14 protein-coding genes are annotated in these 16156 nt (G+C 61.8%); 9 read left to right on the top strand and 5 right to left on the bottom strand.

The window, feature by feature from the left end:
* Positions 1 to 8 precede the first annotated feature (8 nt).
* Positions 9 to 965, bottom strand: a complete 957-nt coding sequence (locus tag C5L10_RS06890) for a choline ABC transporter substrate-binding protein (protein WP_105429037.1) — start codon at positions 963 to 965, stop codon at positions 9 to 11.
* Positions 966 to 1162: 197 nt separating this feature from the next.
* Between C5L10_RS06890 and C5L10_RS06885 the strand changes: the two genes are divergently transcribed.
* The 5 genes from C5L10_RS06885 (at position 1163) to C5L10_RS06865 (ending at position 5319) form a co-directional block, all read left to right on the top strand.
* Complete coding sequence (locus C5L10_RS06885) at positions 1163 to 1744, top strand: thymidine kinase (RefSeq protein ID WP_105429036.1); 582 nt, start codon at positions 1163 to 1165, stop codon at positions 1742 to 1744.
* Between the two features lie 161 nt (positions 1745 to 1905).
* Positions 1906 to 2352 (top strand): pseudoazurin, encoded by a 447-nt coding sequence (locus C5L10_RS06880; protein ID WP_105429035.1) that lies wholly within the window; start codon positions 1906 to 1908, stop codon positions 2350 to 2352.
* 113 nt (positions 2353 to 2465) lie between these two features.
* Positions 2466 to 3050, top strand: coding sequence for a GNAT family N-acetyltransferase (locus tag C5L10_RS06875; RefSeq protein ID WP_172716932.1), 585 nt, complete (start codon positions 2466 to 2468; stop codon positions 3048 to 3050).
* 45 nt (positions 3051 to 3095) lie between these two features.
* Positions 3096 to 4034, top strand: coding sequence for a hypothetical protein (locus tag C5L10_RS06870; protein WP_105429033.1), 939 nt, complete (start codon positions 3096 to 3098; stop codon positions 4032 to 4034).
* A gap of 136 nt (positions 4035 to 4170) precedes the next feature.
* Positions 4171 to 5319: a DUF2333 family protein gene (locus C5L10_RS06865; RefSeq protein ID WP_046666565.1), complete on the top strand. Its 1149-nt coding sequence runs from the start codon at positions 4171 to 4173 to the stop codon at positions 5317 to 5319.
* 31 nt (positions 5320 to 5350) lie between these two features.
* Here the strand turns inward: C5L10_RS06865 and C5L10_RS06860 are convergent, their stop codons facing one another.
* The 3 genes from C5L10_RS06860 to C5L10_RS06850 all read right to left on the bottom strand — a co-directional run bounded on the left by C5L10_RS06860 (position 5351) and on the right by C5L10_RS06850 (position 7204).
* A complete protein-coding gene (locus C5L10_RS06860; protein ID WP_105429032.1) occupies positions 5351 to 5821 on the bottom strand; it encodes a PAS domain-containing protein in 471 nt (156 codons plus the stop codon).
* A 38-nt stretch (positions 5822 to 5859) separates the two neighbouring features.
* Positions 5860 to 6585: a LuxR family transcriptional regulator gene (locus tag C5L10_RS06855; protein WP_105429031.1), complete on the bottom strand. Its 726-nt coding sequence runs from the start codon at positions 6583 to 6585 to the stop codon at positions 5860 to 5862.
* Positions 6586 to 6742: 157 nt separating this feature from the next.
* Positions 6743 to 7204 carry an Lrp/AsnC ligand binding domain-containing protein gene (locus tag C5L10_RS06850; RefSeq protein WP_038544317.1) on the bottom strand — a complete coding sequence of 154 codons (462 nt, stop codon included), beginning with the start codon at positions 7202 to 7204 and terminating at the stop codon, positions 6743 to 6745.
* Positions 7205 to 7314: 110 nt separating this feature from the next.
* Between C5L10_RS06850 and putA the strand changes: the two genes are divergently transcribed.
* The 4 genes from putA to C5L10_RS06830 all read left to right on the top strand — a co-directional run bounded on the left by putA (position 7315) and on the right by C5L10_RS06830 (position 15513).
* Positions 7315 to 10437: a bifunctional proline dehydrogenase/L-glutamate gamma-semialdehyde dehydrogenase PutA gene (gene putA / locus C5L10_RS06845; RefSeq protein ID WP_105429030.1), complete on the top strand. Its 3123-nt coding sequence runs from the start codon at positions 7315 to 7317 to the stop codon at positions 10435 to 10437.
* 398 nt (positions 10438 to 10835) lie between these two features.
* On the top strand, positions 10836 to 13067 hold the full coding sequence (locus tag C5L10_RS06840) for a TonB-dependent hemoglobin/transferrin/lactoferrin family receptor (RefSeq protein WP_105429029.1): 2232 nt from the start codon (positions 10836 to 10838) through the stop codon (positions 13065 to 13067).
* 173 nt (positions 13068 to 13240) lie between these two features.
* Positions 13241 to 14920 (top strand): formate--tetrahydrofolate ligase, encoded by a 1680-nt coding sequence (locus tag C5L10_RS06835; RefSeq protein ID WP_105429028.1) that lies wholly within the window; start codon positions 13241 to 13243, stop codon positions 14918 to 14920.
* Positions 14921 to 15135: 215 nt separating this feature from the next.
* Complete coding sequence (locus C5L10_RS06830) at positions 15136 to 15513, top strand: VOC family protein (RefSeq protein WP_105429027.1); 378 nt, start codon at positions 15136 to 15138, stop codon at positions 15511 to 15513.
* A 117-nt stretch (positions 15514 to 15630) separates the two neighbouring features.
* Here C5L10_RS06830 and C5L10_RS06825 read toward each other — a convergent pair whose 3' ends face one another.
* Entirely contained in the window at positions 15631 to 16032 is a 402-nt protein-coding gene (locus C5L10_RS06825; RefSeq protein WP_105429026.1) for an endonuclease domain-containing protein, read from the bottom strand.
* Between the last annotated feature and the right edge of the window lie 124 nt (positions 16033 to 16156).

Below are 16156 nucleotides of genomic sequence, written 5' to 3'. Positions count from 1 at the left end.
CAGGACTGTTAGAGACCGAGTGCCTTCTTGACGGCGGCGAGGCCGTCCTTGCCGTCATAGGTGGTGACGCCGGCAACCCAGGGTTCGATGACCTTCGGATTGGCCTTCAGCCAAACCTTGGCAGCGTCGTCGGCGTCCTCGCCGTCGTTGAGGATCTTGCCCATGATGGTGTTTTCCATGTCGAGCGAGAACTTCACGTTCTTGAGGAGTTTTCCGACATTCGGGCATTGGGCGGCGTAACCGCCGCGCGCCACGGTGTAGACCGTCGCGCCGCCGTAGTTCGGACCGAAGACGGTGGAGTCGCCGCCGGCGAGATAGGTGATCTGATGGGCAACGTTCATCGGATGCGGCGCCCAGGCGAGGAAGACGATCGGCTTGCCTTCCTTGTCAGAGCGGGTGACCTGGGTCAGCATGCCCTGCTCGGAGGATTCGACGACCTCGAAGCCCTTGAGGCCGAAGGTGTTGGCTTCGATCAGCGACACGATCATGCCGTTGCCTTCGTTGCCGGGCTCGATGCCGTAAACCTTGCCGTCGAGTTCCTTCTTATGGGTGGCGATGTCCTTGAAGTCCTTGATGCCGAGCTTGGCGCCGGCGGCATTGGTGCCGAGCGTGTACTTGGCGCCTTCGAGGTTGACGGCGATGCTCTCGATCGACTTGTCGTCGAGATAGGGCTGGATGGCACCCTGCTGGGCCGGCATCCAGTTGCCGAGGAAGATGTCGATATCCTTGTTCTTCATGGAAGAATAGGTGACCGGAACACCGAGCGTCTTGACGTCGGCCTTGTAGCCGAGCGCTTCGAGAACCTGGATGAACGAGGCGTTGGTCGAGGCGAGGTCCGTCCAGCCTACATCCGAGATCCGGACGGTCTTGCAGGCTTCCGGTTCGGCGGCGGATGCGGTGCCGACGATCGCGAGGATCGATACGGCGGCGGCGAGCGTGGTCTTCAGTGAGGTAGTCATGCGCATGGGCTGCTCCCGTTTTTTTTGGTTCCCGCATTATCAATATATGCTGCGCCGAGGCAAGCGCGCGCATTCGCGGCGGAGGAGGGGGGGCATTTGCGACATTTGTGACTTTCTCCCCCAGCATTGCGCAGTCTACAGTTTCCTGTGGTTTTCGGCAAAGACGGCTTTTCCCGAATCCCGATCGCGATCAGAAGGCAGATATGGCCAAGCTCTATTTCCATTACGCCACCATGAATGCCGGCAAGTCGACGATGCTTCTGCAGGCATCCTATAACTACCGCGAGCGCGGCATGCGCACCGCGATCTTCACCGCATCGCTGGACGACCGGGCCGGGCAGGGCCGGGTCGCCTCGCGGATCGGGCTCTCCTCGGACGCCATTCCCTTCGGGCCGTCCGACGACCTCTTTTCGGCCATCGAGGCGATGCATGCGGAGGAGCCAGTCGCCTGCGTGTTCGTCGACGAAGCGCAGTTCCTGTCGCCCGAACAGGTCTGGCAGCTTGCACGGATCTCCGACCGGGTCGGCATCCCGGTTATGGCCTACGGCTTGAGGACGGATTTCCAGGGCAAGCTGTTTCCCGGCTCGCTGGAACTGCTGGCGATCGCCGACGAGCTGCGCGAGGTGCGCACCATCTGCCATTGCGGGCGCAAGGCGACCATGGTGGTGAGGTTGGACGAGGAGGGCAAGCTGGTGCGCGAAGGCGCCCAGGTGGATGTCGGCGGCAATGAGAAATATGTCTCGCTCTGCCGGCGGCACTGGGAAGACCAGATGCGTTGCGAGTGATGCCCGGATTTTAAGCCGCCGTTCACCGTACGGAGCGGAAACCGGCGGCGAAGTGGCGAAATTGATTCTGGTCAAAGTCTGCGGCTGGAAAACATGTCCAAGTATCACATCCAAAACGTCCCGGCCCGACCGGGCGGTGGTTCCCAGCAGGAGTTCGCCGCATGCGCAAGACCACCAAGACCTTTAGCCTTGCCACCAGCCTCGCCCTGTTCGCCCTGCCGGCGTTCAGCGCCGAAATCGAGGTGAAGATGCTCAACAAGGGCAGCGATGGCGAGGCCATGGTGTTCGAGCCGGCGGCCGTGAAGGCGCAGCCGGGCGATACGATCAGGTTCGTGCCGGTCGACAAGGGGCACGACGTCGTTTCGATGCCCGGCCTGATGCCGGAAGGCGCCGCCGAAATCAAAGGCAAGATCAGCCAGGAAATTTCCTTTACGGCCGACAAGCCGGGCGCCTACGTCTTCAAATGCACGCCGCATTTCGGCATGGGCATGGTCGCGGTGATCGTCGTCGGCGACGCCCCGGCCAATCTCGACGCGGTGAAGGGCGCCAAGATGCCGAAAAAGGCGAAGGACCGCCTTGATGCGGAAATCGACAAACTCGGGCTTTGATTTCTACGAGCTTTTCCGGCGTATCATTTGTGGCAACTTTCACCTCGAACCGGACGTCACCGATCTGTCACCGTTCGTTTGTATTTCCGCGCCAGCAAAGGAGGGCTGCGGAATTGATAATTTTTGAGACTGAAAGGCTGCGATTGGAGACTTGGGGCGAGAATGCCGTTTCCGAGTTAGTGAAATTGCACAGTAGCCTGGACGTGGTCCGCTTCCTGGATGCCGCGGGTGCTTTCTATGATCGCCCCAAAGCGGAAAAAAGGCTCGCCGAGTGGGATCAGGAGTATCACCAGCATGGTATTGGGAAGCAACGTCTAGTGCGCAGGCATGATAACGCTTTTCTAGGACGGGCGGGCTGTTCCCTTTTCAAGCCTGACACTCCCGAGATTGGATATTCTTTGTTACCCGAGCATTGGGGCAATGGATACGCGACCGAAATCGCCGCAGGCTTGCGAGATTGGTTGGCGGCGTCCGCGAAATGGAACGGGTTTATCGGCTTCGCCCATGTTGATAACTTGGCGTCCAAGCGGGTCCTCGAGAGAATTGGTATGAAGCCGACTCATCAAGATGTCATCTCCGACCTTCCGATGCAGTTCTATGCCATGAATTTCGGCATCGGCGACAACGCACAACCACCTCTGGCTCGTTCCGGCCGAAGCAATTTTTCCCGTCAATCGAGGCAGGACGGCGTGGCATAATTTTGCGGGGGCGTTATCTTCTCTTCCGACGGCGGGAGTATGTGCGTGGCGGCTTTCAAGAATTTCGACGGCGAGATCGAGCGGATCAGCGGTCTTTTGGCTGCGATGCGCGACGCGCTCGGCCCGGTCTCGTCCCTGCTTGCCGAAACCGCGCAGGATCTCGCCCTGCCGGATGAGGAGAAGCTGGCTGCGGAAGCCGAGCGGCTGAGAGCCGAGATGCCCGAGCGGCAGGCGGTCGAAGCGGCAATCGCCCGGTTGGTCGCGAGGCTGGCGGCCGAGATCGGCATCTGCGCCCAGGAATTCGACGATCGGGAGGTGCCGACCCGTTTCGAAACGCTGATCGGCTACGTTTCCGGGGCTGCCAGACACCGCCGTCAGCAGGCGCGCTGGCGCAGCCCCGTGCCGCTCAACCGGCTGGCGGAGCTTCTGCGGCGTGCCGATCTGCTGGCCGGTCTGGTGCGGCAGGAGCGCGACTTCCTGATCGGGCAGCGGAAGGAGAGCGAGGGCGATCTGGTGACGCTCATCGACCACCGACCGGAGATCATCGAAAAGCTGCGCGGCGAGGACGGTGCCGCAATGACCGGCCTGGACGTGATCGGCCGCACCGAGCCTGCGATCAGGGTCTTCCAGGATTTCGTCGCCGGGCTCAACGCCCGGGTAGGCACCTGCAACGTCCTTCTGCACAAGCTGATCACCGACACGGAAAACCTTCTGATCCTCTACCGGATTGTCGCCGATGCCAGCGGGCGTGGCGATGCCGGCCTGAAGCCCGAACTTTTTCCGCATCTGGTCCCCGAGGTCGAGCGCTTCTCAAGCGGGCTGCTGACATTGCACGGCCTCGACCGCCGGCGGCATCGCGCCGATCAGGCATTCGCCGAACGATTTCCCGCGGAGGCGGCGGGGGAGGCGGCCGAAGCTGACGGCGGAACGGGCGGCTTTCGACTGCCGGCCGTTTTCGGCTTCAAGCTCATCCGGTCCCAATAGGGTTGCCGAGGGTCGGCTACGCGGCCGTTTCCAGCGGTTGCGGCGAAACGTTGCGCCCCCGTTGTGCTTGTGACGCCGAGCACATATGTGTGAGCCAAGCCAAATCGGATGCACCCCGCCTCACAAGGAGACAGCGATGCTCGACCGGATTACCGCCTTCTTTCAAGGGATCGGCCAGGCCGTCGGGCGAGGCATCGGGCTTTTGATCGCCTGGATCGTCTGGCCGTTCATGGCCGCACACGGCTGGTACCGCCAGCGTCACTGGATGGTGAAGGGCCCCATCCTCGCCTTCCTGGTGCTGATGTTCGGGCTCTACGGCTATTTTTTCTGGCAGACGCAGGTCTGGACCAATTTCAATCCGAATTTCGTCGACAGCTATCGCTGGTCGGAGCGCAACGTGCCGGCCGGCCAGGAATTGCCGGCAACGGCTCCTGCAAGCGCCAATGCGACCGCTCCGGCGACCGGGGCGAGGCAATGCCAGTCGTCGGCGATCGTCGATGCGGCCGCCGATCTCACCGACATGAATGTCAACCAGAATGCCTGGATTTCCTCGATGCTGCTCTATCGGCTCGGGTTCTTCGGTATCGACTGGGATCACACGCCGTTCCTCGACAACAAGGCGTCGTTCCAGCGCGGCGTCAATCAGGCGGTGCGGCGCACATCGACGGAGCTCGTCGATTCGCTTGGGCGCGTGCGCGGAACGTCGAGCATCAACAATAATCTCCAGGATGCCCGCGGCAACCTGCAGTTCGACGAATATTCCTGGTATTTCGGGCTCAGCCCCTTCGGGCCGAAGACCCCGACCCCGAGCTATTATCGCGCGGCGATCGGCAAGCTGAGGGCTTTCAACACCGATCTGACCACCTGCAATGCGACCTTCGACAGCCGCGCCGACAACCTGATCCAGTTCATCGACCGGATCGCCAACGATCTCGGCGGCACGTCGGCGATCCTGCGCGAGCGTTCGGAGAACTACAATGCCGGCTGGTTCGATACGCGTGCCGACGACCGCTTCTGGTTCGCCTACGGCCAGCTCTACGGCTATTATGCGGTGCTTTCGGCGGCAGGCGCGGATTTCTCCCAGGTGATCCGCGAGCGCAATATCGGGCCGCTCTGGACCGACACGCTGTCGCAGTTCAAGTCGGCGCTGCGCATCCAGCCGGCGATCATTTCCAACGGCCGCGAAGACGGCTGGATCATGCCGAGCCATCTGGCGGTGATGGGCTTCTACACTCTCCGGGTCCGCTCGAACCTGGTGGAATTGCGCTCGGTGCTGGACCGGTAAGCCGGCCGGCACCGGTTGGGTTTTTAAGGAGTCAGGTTTTCGGGAGATCGGGTTCGTCGAGAAAGAACGTCACGCCTGGACGTTCGGCAAAGAACTCGTAGGTCATGCCGACGACCTCGCCGCTCGTGCCCGGCTTGTCGCGGAATTTGCCAACGCTGCGAACGTATTTGTAGTGCTCGGCATCGGCCTTGACGCGGTAGATGTTGTGATAGGTCAGGCGTTCGCCGCTGGCGCGCTCGAAGGTTTCCATCAGTTGCGGCATATCGTCGGGATGGATCCGCGCGATGATGGCGACCATGTTCATGGGACCGTCCTTCGGCTCCAGGCCGAGGATGCGACAGACATCCTCCGTCGCGAAGAAGTGGCCGGTGTCCAGATCGATTCGCCAATAACCGTAGAAACGAAAAGCCGAGGCGAGTTCAACCACCTCGTCTGCAGAGAGTCCCATTTCCCGGTATTGAGTATTGACGCGTTTTTCGGTGTGTTCGACCCAAAACGTCAATCTTTTTCTCCCATAGGCCGGGAGATAACGCCCCAACCTTACACTATGAGTCTCAATCTCAATGCCTTAGCTACCAACTGGGTGCGGTTGACGCAATCCAGTTTCTTTATGGCATTGGTCATATATGCGTTAACGGTATGATCCGAGAGGGAAAGAATCCGCCCGATTTCGGAGGATGTCTTGCCCTGCGCCGTCCAGCGGACGACCTCAAGCTCGCGGGTGGTGAGAGGGCCGGCGGTACCGGTCCTGGCACTGCGGCGGATCTTGTCGAAGACATCGAACGCATGCAGCACGATCATGCCGATCTCGTTGATCTCCACCTGGCTCAGCCGATGCCGGACGCCGTCGAAGCGCAGCATGAAGCGGCCGCCATCGATCGAATGCACCGCCATCGCGACGCTGGTGATGATGTCGTAGCGGCGCTGCAATTCGTCCATTTCAGCCGCAACCGGGAAACCGCGCACGCTTTCGGGATCGTCGATCGACCAACAGAAGGGAAGGGCGGATTTCGAGATGATCGGCGCAACCGGACAGAGCTTCAGAAGCCGGCGGCGGTCAAATTCCTGGACATAGGTTGCGGGCAGCGTCGTCTCGACGATCATCCGCGACAACAGCGTCTCATCCGCCCTGGTGGCGGCGAAGAGCGTGATGTGGCGAAACCCGAACTCGTGGGCAACGCGCTTCATGGCAGCAAATATTTCCACCCGGGAATCCGCGGCGGAAATCTCGCTGTTCAGAATCGATTGCCGTTCCAAAGTGATCATGCGGGCGAAGCTGACAGATGGTTTATGTGATGGTTAAGAAATATACAAATCGATTTGAATAGCCAGCGAAATTTCCTGCGCTGCAGCGGAAACCTCGCCATTTTCCGATATAGGCTCACTTTATTTCCATGAATTCATGGAGTTACGCGGTCAAGATTTATACGGGGATATATCCGGTCCCCTTGATTTCCTCCATGACGGCATAGGTGTGGGTCTCCCTGACCCCCGGAAGCGGAAGAATCACCTCCGAAAGGAACTGCCGGTAGGCCTCCATTCCCGCGACACGCGCCTTCACCAGATAATCGAACCCGCCTGCCACCATGTGGCATTCCATCACGTCGTCGCTACGCTTCACGGCGGCGGCGAAAGCGTCGAAAACATCGGGCGTGGTGCGGTCGAGCTTGACCTGCACGAAGACGAGCAGATTGCGCCCGAGCTTTTCCGGCGAGAGCAAAGCGCTATAACCAGTGATGTATCCTTCGCGGGTCAGCCGCTTGACCCGCTCGGCGGTTGCTGTCGGTGAAAGCGAGACGCGATCGGCGAGTTCGAGATTGCTCAGGCGCCCCTCTTTCTGGAGCGCGCGGAGGATTTTTCGGTCGAGACGGTCGATGTCCTTCATATTTCGCTAGATTTCACCAAAGTTGCCGTGAGATATTTTGTTAATGCCATAAAAATCCGCCGGAATCACCAGGGAATTCCCGCTATGGAGAGAATGAAACGGAGATGCGTATGAGCCAGATTCTGACAGAGCCCTTCATTCCCTTCAATGCGCCCTATGCCGGTGACGACGACCGGCTGATCCGGCAGTTTGCCGCCCGCACCAGCTTCACGTCGGCGCAGGACGCGGCGATCGACCAGCGGGCGCGGCGGATGGTCAATGCCATCCGCGACGGGGCCGGCAAGGTCGGCGGCGTCGAGGACTTTTTGCGCGAATACGGGCTTTCGACCCGGGAAGGGCTGGCGCTGATGGTGCTCGCCGAGGCGCTGCTCCGCGTGCCCGATGCCTTGACCCAGGACCGGCTGATCGAGGACAAGCTGCGCGAAGGCGGCTGGAGCACCCATGAGGCCTCCGGCGAAAGCTGGTTCGTGTCGGCTTCGGCCTGGGCGCTCGCGGTTTCGGCGCGCGTCATCGGCCCGGGCGAGACGCCCGAAGGAATCCTGCGCGGCCTCGTCAAGCGCGTCGGCCTGCCGACCGTGCGCACCGCCACCAAGCAGGCGATGCGTTTCCTCGGCCACCATTTCGTGCTCGGCGAGACGATGAAGGATGCGCTTGTCCGGGCCGCCAAGAGCGAGGAGAAAGGGTACCGCCACTCCTTCGACATGCTGGGCGAGGGGGCCCGCACCGCCGAAGACGCCAAGCGCTATTTCCGCTCCTATGCCGACGCGATCCAGTCGATCGGCGCGCATATGAAAAAGCATGGCAAGGGCAGGCAGCTTCCCGACCGGATGGGCATTTCCGTCAAACTTTCGGCGCTGCATCCGCGCTATCTCGCCACGCACCATGACCGGGTGATGGCCGAACTGGTGCCGGACCTTCTCGACCTTGCGCGGATGGCGAAGGAGCACCAGCTCAACTTCACCATCGATGCGGAAGAGGCCGACCGGCTGGAACTGTCGCTCGACGTGATTGCCGCTACCTTCTCCGACCCGTCGCTTTCCGGCTGGGACGGGTTCGGGCTGGCGATCCAGGCCTATCAGAAGCGGGCGCCTCAGGTGATCGACTATATCGACCAACTCTGCACCACGCATGGCCGGCGGATGATGGTGCGGCTCGTCAAGGGCGCCTATTGGGACACCGAGGTGAAGCGGGCGCAGGAACGGGGGATCGAGGACTATCCGGTCTGGACCCGCAAGCCGGCGACGGATCTTGCCTATCTCGCCTGCGCCCAGCAGCTTCTCGCCAAGCGGGCGCGGATCTTTCCGCAGTTCGCGACCCACAACGCGCTGACCGTCTCGACCATTCTGGAGCTCGCCGGCCCCGACCGCACCGGCTTCGAATTCCAGCGGCTGCACGGAATGGGCGAGGCGCTTTACGACGACCTGCTCGAAAGCAACGACCGGATCGCCTGCCGCATCTATGCGCCGGTCGGCGGTTATCGCGACCTGCTCGCCTATCTCGTCCGCCGGCTTCTCGAAAACGGCGCCAACTCCTCCTTCGTGGCGGTTGCCGGCGACAAGCAGGTACCGGTCGAAAAGCTGCTCGAACGACCGGCCGCGCGGCTTGGCCTCGATGACGGCATCAGCGCCCGGCACAAGCAGATCCCCCTGCCCTCCGATATCTACGGCCGCCGCAAGAACAGCTCCGGTTTCGAATTCGGCCACCGGGTCGAGCTCGAGCGGCTGATGGCGAGCGTCTCCAGATCGTGGGGCGAGGTGAAGGCGGGGCCGCTGGTGGCGGGCGTCGCCTCCAGGGCTGAGGAAAAGCCGGTTCGGTCTCCTTCCGACCGGTCGAAAATTGTCGGCACGGTGCGCGATGCGACGCCGGCAGATGTGGATGCCGCCTTCACTGCTGCGGCCAAGGCTTTCCGGGCCTGGTCGCGCCAGCCGGTGGAAATCCGCGCCGCCTGCCTGGAGCGGGCCGCCGGGCTGATGGAGGAAAACCGCGACCGGCTGCTGGCGCTGCTTGCCGCCGAGGCCGGCAAGACGCTGGATGACGGGATCGCCGAAATCCGTGAGGCGGTGGATTTCTGCCGCTACTACGCCGACAAGGGCCGCGAGCTGTTCGCCATGCCGAGCCTGATGCCGGGTCCGACCGGCGAGGACAACCGCCATTTCTGGCGCGGGCGCGGGGTATTCGGCTGTATCTCGCCATGGAATTTCCCGCTGGCGATCTTCCTCGGGCAGATCTCGGCGGCGCTGGTGGCCGGCAATACGGTCGTCGCCAAGCCGGCGCCGCAGACGCCGCTGATCGCTCATGAGGCGATCAAGCTGTTCCACCAGGCCGGCATTCCGGCCGAAGTGCTGGCGCTGGTGCCGGGCGGCCCGGATGTCGGCTCGGCGATCACCGCGCATCCCAAACTTGCCGGCATCGCCTTCACCGGTTCCACGAAGACGGCGCATGCGATCAACCGGGCGCTGGCCGCCAAGGACGGGCCGATCGTGCCCTTTATCGCCGAGACCGGCGGCATCAACGCGATGATCGTCGATGCGACGGCACTTTCGGAACAGGTGGCGGACGATGTCGTCGTTTCCGCCTTCCGCTCGGCCGGCCAGCGCTGCTCGGCACTGCGCATCCTCTTCCTGCAGGAGGATGTCGCCGACGGTATGCTGAAGATGATCGAAGGGGCGGCGGCCGAACTCAATCTCGGCGATCCGGCAAAACAGAATACCGATGTCGGGCCGATCATCGACGAGAACCAGAAAAAAACGCTGGCCGACCACATCTCGGACATGCGAGCCAGAAAACAGAAGATACGGTATGCCGGAGGCGCGCCCACGACCGGCAATTTCTTCGCCCCCCATATCATCGAACTCGACAGCGCCGCGGTACTGACCAAGGAAGTGTTCGGGCCGGTCCTGCATGTGGTGCGCTGGAAGGCGAAGGAGTTCGACAAGGTGCTTTCGGCGATCGACGCCACCGGCTACGGCCTGACGCTCGGTATCCACAGCCGCATCGAGGCGACGATCCGCAAGGTGACGGAGGCGCTCGATACCGGCAACGTCTATGTCAACCGCAACATGATCGGCGCCGTGGTCGGCACACAGCCTTTCGGCGGCTCCGGCCTTTCCGGCACCGGCTTCAAGGCGGGCGGCCCTGCCTATCTGATGCGGTTTGCCGAAGAGCAGGTGATCTCCGTCAACACCGCTGCCGCCGGCGGCAACGCCAGCCTGATCGCAATCGGGGAAGGGTGAGGAACGGTCTGGCGCAGCCGGAGCAATCGATCCAGTGAATCGATTGCAGTGACGAACGCGCGGAGCGAAAGCGAGGCGCCGGGAGGCGGCTGCGTTTCAGGGGACGCAGCGTCTAGCGCCGCGAGATAGCACGACTACCCAGAACCAAAAGGCTCGGAGCGATCCGGGCCTTCTTGCATTCGGTCCTGTTGTATTTTTGCCATCGGGCCAGCCTCGCATAAATATGATGATTAGAGTCATGTTTTAATAATTGACAATAACACTCATGTTTTCTAATGGCATGAATAAGGCATTTTCTGCCTCCCGCCACATTCTTGCCAGAATTGAAAAAGGGCCGCCGCCTTTCCGGTGCGTTCGCGCGCGCCGACGGTTTCGTGTGCCCCGTTGAAAGGACAGTCATGGTCACCCGGCGTCTGCGATCCACCCTTGCCACCTGCACCGCGCTCGCGGTGCTTTCCCTCGCCTGCGGCGCGGCCGCCCAGCAGGCTACCCAGCCGCAGACGGACACGACGCTGAAGCCGATCGTGCTCAAGGGGAAACGGGTGAAGGCGGGCGATCCCGAGAGCACGCCGCTCGCCACGCAAACCACCGAAACGCAGATCGAGAACAAGCAGATCCGCAGTATCGAGGACCTGGGCCGCGCGATAGATCCTGGCGTGAACTTCAGCCGTGCGACGAACTCGCTGAACATCCGCGGTCTGGAAGGCAGCCGTGTCACGACACTCGTCGATGGTATTCCGTTGACCTACCTGCGTGACAACGCGCGCAGCAATAACGGCGGCGCCGACGCCATTGATTTCTTTGCGCTGACGACAGTCAATGTCGTGAAGGGCGGGGATTCGAGCCGCCTAGGCGACGGGGCGCTCGGGGGCGCGCTTCTGGTTCGCACCCTGGAGCCGGAAGACCTCATCGGCGAAGGCAGGGATTGGGGCGGCAAGGTCGGCACTGGCTATGACAGCATGGACAAGAGCTGGTACGGAGGCGCCGCGGTGGCCAAGAAGATCGAGAACACCTCGATCATGTTTCTGGGTACCTACAAGAAGGGTCATGAGCGCCAGAACCACGGTTCGGTCGGGGGCTTCGGCCCGACACGCACGGCGACCAATCCGGCCGACTACGATCAGAGCAACCTGCTGTTCAAGCTGCGTCAGGATACCGAATCCGGTCATCGGTTCGGCTTCACCGCTGAGCGTTTCTCGACCGAGAAGGATATCGATCTGCGCCAGGCGCAGACGCTGACCGGCACCTATCGTCCCGGAAACCACGAATCCGGCGAAGAAAACCGCCGCACACGCGTTTCGCTCGACTACGAATACGACGCGCCGAGCACTGACGGACTGATCGACGCTGCCCAGGCGACGCTTTACTGGCAGCGTCAGGAGCGGGCGCTTACCCAGGATTCGTTCCGCTTTACGACAGTTCCCGGCGTCTACACGCGCGACAACCAGATAGAAGAAGCCGGCGTCGGCTTTACCGGCTTCCTGGACAACAACTTCCGGACGGGAACGGTCGACCACGTCTTTACGCTCGGCACGAACCTCTTCCTGTCGAGGGCAGAGCAATATTCCGCGGGCGTCGACTCATGCCCGGCCGCGCCGCCCTATGTCGGTGTCTTCGCGGGGTGCGCCATGCTGCACACCAATCAAGCGGATATGCCGGATGTGGACAGCACCAAGATCGGCATCTACGCCCAAGACCGCATGACGTTTGGCGACAGCGGCTTCTCGTTGACGCCAGGCCTGCGTTTCGACTGGTATGATCATTCGCCGAGGAACACTCCCTCTTTCACGAATAATGCATCCAACCCTTCCATGCCGGGCGGTTCGCAGGATAGCGCACTTTCACCCAAGTTGCTGGCCGAATACCAGCTTAATGATGACGTCACGCTTTTCGCCCAATGGGCCATGGGCTTCCGTTCGCCCACGGCGACCGAGCTTTATCTGAGCTATGGAAGCGTCGGCAGCTACGCGTCGATCGGCAATCCCGATCTGGAGCCGGAGACCAGCAGCGGGTTCGAAGTGGGCTCACGCCTGGGCGACGACAATTTCGGCGGTTCGGTGAACTTCTTCTATACCCGCTATAAGAACTTCATCGATGGACGGAACCTGACGGCTGCGGAAATCACCGCTCGGGGTCTCAACCCGCTCGATTACCAATTCTTCCAGCAGCAGATCAACCTGTCCAAGGTCGAAATCTTCGGGGCAGAGTTCTCGGCTCACAAGCGCTTTGACAGCGGCTTCAACGTCCGCGCCGGGCTGGCATTCACACGCGGTATCGATCTCGTCAACCACACCCACCTCGCTTCCGTCGCACCGGTCAAGGCAATCGTCGGCGCGGGATACGAGACTGAGACCTGGGGCGTCGACGTGCTGTGGACCGGTGTCGGCAACGTCTCCTACAAGTCCAGCGCCACCTACAAGGCAGCGGGTTACGGGCTTGTCGACCTGACGACGTGGTGGGAGCCCGAGCAAATCAAAGGCCTGCGCATCAATGCCGGCATCTACAACCTGCTCGACAAGAAGTATTGGGATGCACTCAACAACAAGGGCACGACGGTACCGCCGGCCACCGCAGACTACTATTCCGAACCCGGCCGCACCTTCAAACTCTCGCTGACCCAACGGTTCTGATCCAGACAAAGGGGCGGGGGCGCCTGAGAAGGGTGGTGCGAGCGATCGCGCCGCCCTTTTCCTTGTGCACGCTCCCGGCAGCTATCCGGTTGCGGCTATTCACATAGCCTTTCCTTCGCTAACCATAACCCCAAGGACATGTTTGATCCGAAAGCACTTGGGGGAGCGAAGCTATGGCAGAGGTCAGATCCGACATTGAAATCGCACGCGCCGCGAAAAAGAAGCCGATCGTGGAGATCGGCGCGAAGCTCGGGATTCCCGTCGAGGCGCTCGCTCCCTACGGTCATGACAAGGCGAAGGTCGGGGCGGAGTTCATCGCGTCGCTTTCGGGAAAGAAGGACGGCAAGCTGATCCTCGTGACCGCCATCAACCCGACGCCGGCGGGCGAGGGGAAGACGACGACCACCGTCGGCCTCGGCGACGGGCTGAACCGGATCGGCAAACGAGCCGTCATCTGCGTGCGCGAGCCGTCGCTCGGGCCGTGTTTCGGGGTCAAGGGCGGGGCGGCTGGCGGCGGGTATGCGCAGGTCATTCCGATGGAAGACATCAACCTGCATTTCACCGGCGATTTCCACGCCATCACGTCCGCCCATAACCTGCTGTCGACAATGATCGACAACCATATCTACTGGGGCAATGCCGAGAACATGGATACCCGGCGGATCAGCTGGCGGCGGGTGATGGACATGAACGACCGGGCGCTACGCCAGACGGTCGTATCGCTTGGCGGCGTCGCCAACGGTTTTCCGCGCGAGAGCGGCTTCGATATCACCGTCGCCTCGGAAGTGATGGCGATCCTGTGCCTGGCGGCCGACCTCAAGGACCTCGAAAGGCGGCTCGGCGACATCGTCATCGGTTACCGGTTCGACCGCTCGCCGGTGTTTGCCCGTGACCTCAAGGCCGACAAGGCGATGACGGTGCTGTTGAAGGACGCGATGCAGCCGAACCTGGTGCAGACGCTCGAAAACAATCCGGCTTTCGTGCATGGCGGGCCGTTCGCCAATATCGCCCATGGCTGCAATTCGGTGATCGCTACCCGCACGGCGCTGAAGCTCGGCGATTATGTGGTGACGGAAGCGGGTTTCGGGGCCGATCTCGGCGCCGAAAAGTTCTTCGACATCAAGTGCCGCAAGGCGGGGCTGAAGCCGGATGCGGCCGTTATCGTCGCCACCGTGCGGGCGTTGAAGATGAACGGCGGGGTGAGAAAAGAGGATCTGGGCCAGGAAAATGTCGAGGCGCTGAAGCGGGGTGCTGCCAATCTCGGCCGCCATATCGCCAATGTGCGGAAGTTCGGCGTGCCGGTGGTCGTTGCCATCAACCATTTCACCTCGGATACGGAGGACGAGATCGCCGCCGTCAAGGACTACGTGGCCCGGCACGGTGCGGACGGCATCGTCTGCCGGCACTGGGCGGAAGGGTCTGCCGGCATCGAGGAGCTTGCCCTCAAGGTGGTCGAGCTTGCCGAGGGCGGCCAGGCAAAATTCCAGCCGCTCTATCCCGATCACCTGCCGCTTCTCGAAAAGATCGAGATCATCGCCTCGAAGATCTATCACGCCGGCGAAGTCACCACCGACCGGGGCGTGCGCGACCAGCTGAAGGCCTGGGAGGAGCAGGGTTACGGCGACCTGCCGATCTGCATCGCCAAGACGCAATATTCCTTCTCCACCGACCCCGCTCTGCGTGGCGCGCCGGAGGGCCATGTGGTGCATGTGCGCGAAGTGCGGCTTTCGGCCGGCGCCGGTTTCGTCGTCGCGATCACCGGCGAGATCATGACCATGCCCGGCCTGCCGCGCGTGCCGTCCGCGGAACGCATCTTTCTGAACGAGGATGGTTTCGTGGAGGGGCTGTTCTGAGGGCTTGAGCGCCCGAGCCGGCTCGTGTTAAAGCTTATCCGTCGAAAAAGGCAGGGCCGGATATGGTAAGCACGGCCCCTTCCGCAAGGAAGCTCTGATCCTTCGGTCCACCGTTGAGAACCCGCGACGAGAAACGGCACATCCCGTGCCGCTCTCGGCGGATTCTCGTGGCTTTTTTAGCGTCGCGTACCGCCGGGTAACCTTGCGAGAAAACGATGCGTATGAACCATATCGATATCCACGTGCCCGACGTTGCGGCAACCACTGCCTTCCTCGTCCGGCATTTCGGCCTGACTCTGCGTGAGATGCGCGGTGGGAGCGGCCTTGCCATCCTCAACGACGCTTCCGGCCTCGAAATCGTCGTCAGCCAGCCGGTCGAAAAATTCGGCGGGGCCGAGCAGCAGGCGCTCGGGGTCGTCACCTATCATCTCGGCTTCATCCAGCCGGAGAGAGCCGAAGTCGACAGGCTCTACCGGGAACTGAAGGATGGCGATGCCGAGCTGGTGGGGGAGCCGCGAGAGATGCGCGGCGGGTATCTCTTCTATTGCCTGGCACCCGGCCGGGTGATGATCGAGGTAGGGTGGCGGGGGTAGAGCTGTGGCTTGTTCCTCGGCCGCATCAGTGTGGCATTGCGAGGAACGGAGACGGTGCGGCATATGTCCTTCTCCCCGCTTGCGGGGAGAAGGTGCCGGCAGGCGGATGAGGGGCCGCTATCCCTCGGCTGCCGGCATGAATTTCAGATCCGGCGCATCCTCAGGTTCATTCAACCTGCCCTCCAGAATCGCGACAATGGTCTCCAACACAGATTCCATTTCAGTTAGCACCGCCACATTCCAGAACCGGACGATCGACCATCCCTCGGCATTCATGAAGCGATCCCGCTGCCTGTCGTAATCGCTATTGGCGTGTTGGCTTCCATCCACCTCGATAACCAGCTTTCGATCCCGGCAAGCAAAATCCGCAAAGTAGCGACCGATCGGAAGCTGTCGGACGAACTTGAATCCATTCAGTCGCCGGGCGCGCAACTCTTCCCAAAGCTTTGCCTCCGAAACATTGTCGTAACGGCGCAACGAGCGGGCACGAGTAGTCGTGTTTGTTTTTGATTCCCGCATTGCAAGTTGCCCCTCATCCGCCTGCCGGCACCTTCTCCCCGTTGAAACGGGGAGAAGGAAATATGCCGCGCCATCGTCTCAATCTCAATGTCTGTGTGGCCGGAATGCGCGTTATGCGTGCGTT

The organism is Neorhizobium sp. T6_25, from assembly GCF_002968555.1.
Taxonomy (GTDB): domain Bacteria; phylum Pseudomonadota; class Alphaproteobacteria; order Rhizobiales; family Rhizobiaceae; genus Neorhizobium.
Note: the sequence above shows the minus strand (reverse complement) of the source record. Positions and strands in the feature narration are given on the sequence as shown.

Coding starts and splice junctions, on each gene's coding strand:
- C5L10_RS06840 (WP_105429029.1), top strand. CDS start 10,836: ATGGTCACCCGGCGTCTGCGATCCACCCTTGCCACCTGCACCGCGCTC.
- C5L10_RS06855 (WP_105429031.1), bottom strand. CDS start 6,585: ATGATCACTTTGGAACGGCAATCGATTCTGAACAGCGAGATTTCCGCC.
- C5L10_RS06880 (WP_105429035.1), top strand. CDS start 1,906: ATGCGCAAGACCACCAAGACCTTTAGCCTTGCCACCAGCCTCGCCCTG.
- C5L10_RS06835 (WP_105429028.1), top strand. CDS start 13,241: ATGGCAGAGGTCAGATCCGACATTGAAATCGCACGCGCCGCGAAAAAG.
- C5L10_RS06850 (WP_038544317.1), bottom strand. CDS start 7,204: ATGAAGGACATCGACCGTCTCGACCGAAAAATCCTCCGCGCGCTCCAG.
- C5L10_RS06890 (WP_105429037.1), bottom strand. CDS start 965: ATGCGCATGACTACCTCACTGAAGACCACGCTCGCCGCCGCCGTATCG.
- putA (WP_105429030.1), top strand. CDS start 7,315: ATGAGCCAGATTCTGACAGAGCCCTTCATTCCCTTCAATGCGCCCTAT.
- C5L10_RS06830 (WP_105429027.1), top strand. CDS start 15,136: ATGCGTATGAACCATATCGATATCCACGTGCCCGACGTTGCGGCAACC.
- C5L10_RS06825 (WP_105429026.1), bottom strand. CDS start 16,032: ATGCGGGAATCAAAAACAAACACGACTACTCGTGCCCGCTCGTTGCGC.
- C5L10_RS06885 (WP_105429036.1), top strand. CDS start 1,163: ATGGCCAAGCTCTATTTCCATTACGCCACCATGAATGCCGGCAAGTCG.
- C5L10_RS06865 (WP_046666565.1), top strand. CDS start 4,171: ATGCTCGACCGGATTACCGCCTTCTTTCAAGGGATCGGCCAGGCCGTC.